The organism is Streptomyces sp. MBT53 (genome assembly GCF_016654115.1).
Classification (GTDB): Bacteria; Actinomycetota; Actinomycetes; order Streptomycetales; family Streptomycetaceae; genus Streptomyces.
The window spans coordinates 1-1,346 of the sequence record NZ_JAEQAZ010000463.1; the positions used below are offsets into that span (position 1 = coordinate 1).

Consider the following 1,346-nt stretch of genomic DNA (forward strand, 5'->3'; position numbering starts at 1 on the left):
ATCGCCGCGATGGTGGCCTCCACCACGCGGGAGTCCACGTTCCCGGTCGGCTTCGACTTCGGCTTCGGCCTCGGCGCGTATCGGCCGTCGACCAGCCCCCACAGTTCCTGTTCCCGGCAGCGGTGGCGCATCCGCTGGATCGTGCGCAAGCCTGTGCGCTGTCCGGCCGCCGACAAATCGGCGGCCTTCGCCTTCTCCCGCTCGGCCAGGGACCGCGCCGCCGGGTCATACTCCGGCCGCGGAACAGCTCCGGGCGGAGCATCTGGCGGCAGCCCGGTCTCGATCTCCACCAGATGGCGTTCCCACCGGCAGGCCGTCTCGGCGACCTCCATGGGCAGCCCCTCCAGCAGGCCCTGAGAAGTCAGCGGCGGCACCGGTGCGGAGCCGACCACCTCGAAATGCGGCGCCGCGAACAGATAGGCCACGAACACCGTCGACGGCTCACCAGCAGCGGACAACAACCGCACGGTCGTCCCGGCGACGGCCACCACGGTGTGCTCCAGACCGCCGAAGACCACCCGGTCCCCAACCTTCAGCAGCGGACGCGGCCTCACCGCACTTCCTCCACCGCGAGACGCACCACCGTGCGGTCGCTGAGCAGCCCCGACAGGTCACCGAGCAGCTCCTGGCGCCACAGCAGGCGGAACAGCACCGGCAACACGGCGATCGGATGGCCGACCTCCTCGACACCCTCCATCAGCAGTCCCGGAGCGGCAAGGAACTCCCTCAGCCGTGCGGCGACTTCGACGGTGAAGCAGCGCGGGTGCCCGTAGCCGGCCAGCCAGCGCAGGTTCACGGCCTCCACCGGGTCCAGCTCGCCAAGCAGGGCATAGCTCCAGCCGATCTCGGCGCAGGCCCGCTCGGTCACGGCGAACTTCGCCAAGTCCCGTGCGGGACACCTGTTTTCAGGCCGGCAGTCCACCAGCAGCACCGAGCCGTCGGCGCGGCGCACGAAGTAGTCCGGCGCGTGCGAGACGGACTTGCCCGGCTCGTTCTCCCGGAACAGCCACAGCGGCTGTGAGGCCAACGCGGTCACAGACGGGTCGAAGTCGAGGGCCATCGCCTGATCGCGTCCAGCCACGACTCGTATCCGACGTGCATGCCAATCGTCGCGGACCAGTACAGGCCCGGCTAGTTCCGCTGCCCGCGATACGAGGGGAACTCACGCACCACTTCGAACAGGCGGACCTGGGGGTGGCATGATCGGCTCCGGTTCGACTCGGCAGTGGGGTGGCGTGACGTGGGCGATTGGCGGACCGATCCGACGTTCGCGATGTGCCGGGCGTTGGCGGACGGGGCGGATCTGTCCTCTTTCGCCGGCGGGCCGTTCGACGTGCGGGTGGCGG

Annotated in this window: 1 protein-coding gene and 1 pseudogene; both read right to left on the reverse strand. The window is 69.9% G+C overall.

Annotated features, from left to right (window positions below; all coding sequences use genetic code 11):
• Positions 1-554, reverse strand: a pseudogene (locus JHN45_RS52235) (integrase); the annotation flags it as partial.
• Positions 551-1,081: a TnsA-like heteromeric transposase endonuclease subunit gene (locus JHN45_RS52240; RefSeq protein WP_307783465.1), complete on the reverse strand. Its 531-nt coding sequence runs from the start codon at positions 1,079-1,081 to the stop codon at positions 551-553. The gene JHN45_RS52240 and the pseudogene JHN45_RS52235, both read right to left, overlap by 4 nt.
• Positions 1,082-1,346 lie beyond the last annotated feature (265 nt).